Consider the following 928-nt stretch of genomic DNA (forward strand, 5'->3'; position numbering starts at 1 on the left):
ATTCGTAGCCTATTGATTAAAAAGTTGTTCTACCGTTTTCATCGGTAAGAACATACGAATACGCTCATTATGTTCGCACAATACTTCAAAGCCGAACTTCGTATAGAACGCTTGAGCGGAATCTGTCAGACAATCCACAACTATTGCGTATGCTCTCATGTGATGATTCACTTCCCACAAGTACTTCAGCGCACGGATTAGACTGACCTTTCCAAGTCCAGAACCGTGAAAATCTTTGTGCACAGCTAACTGAGCCAACAGAAAAACAGGGATTGGATACCTCGGTAGTTTCTTTGCTAATTGTGCCGGTAATGTTTCTCGGCTGATTGAGCTCGGTGCAACACTATAAAAGGCACAAATAGCGAATTTTTGATTTAACAGTGGGTGAGCACTAGGTAAAACCATTGTTCGGCTAATACCTGCTTGCATGTGCTTTGCAGCTTGAGTTTTGATAAATGTGTTTAGCTCTTGCTCACCACAGTCAAATGAGTCGCGGTCATGCTTTGATTTACTAAGTTCTACAAACTCTTTGCCCCAACTCACTTGATACCGCTCTTCTCTGTAAATTTAACAGCTTCAAGCAAAGCTTGATTCGGTGCTTTTACTTTATTACACGCAGCCATAAACTCGTCAAAAACACTGTCTTTAACCATAATACTTTCATGCTCCTCAATAACATGAGTCGCATCTTCGTCCATAAGTCTCACCACATATTCAGTGAGACTTTTTAAACCAAGTAAAGCCGATGCCTTTTCGGCTTTTGCCTTGATCTCTTCATCAAGGCGGATATCTAAACGTGCCGTTGCCATAACACCTCCTGCGTACGGATACATTCCGTCAGTTTAGCGATTATAGGCCAAACTTAAAGCACATTCAATTCGTACGGAAAGTTTACGGGGCGAGGGAGAATATAACGCCCGCCTAAGGG

2 protein-coding genes are annotated in these 928 nt (G+C 42.3%); both read right to left on the bottom strand.

The window, feature by feature from the left end; translation table 11 throughout:
• Positions 1-9: 9 nt before the first annotated feature.
• Positions 10-543, bottom strand: a complete 534-nt coding sequence (locus GOU96_RS17800; protein WP_258503780.1) for a GNAT family N-acetyltransferase — start codon at positions 541-543, stop codon at positions 10-12.
• Positions 540-809: a DUF1778 domain-containing protein gene (locus GOU96_RS17805; protein ID WP_000179600.1), complete on the bottom strand. Its 270-nt coding sequence runs from the start codon at positions 807-809 to the stop codon at positions 540-542. Before GOU96_RS17805 ends, GOU96_RS17800 begins: the two co-directional genes overlap by 4 nt.
• Positions 810-928 lie beyond the last annotated feature (119 nt).

It is taken from the genome of Vibrio sp. R-1 (assembly GCF_035615595.1).
Taxonomy (GTDB): Bacteria; Pseudomonadota; Gammaproteobacteria; order Enterobacterales; family Vibrionaceae; genus Vibrio; species Vibrio cholerae.

Bases quoted from the DNA above. Each gene is read 5' to 3' on its own strand.
- GOU96_RS17805 (WP_000179600.1), bottom strand. From the start codon at position 809: ATGGCAACGGCACGTTTAGATATCCGCCTTGATGAAGAGATCAAGGCA.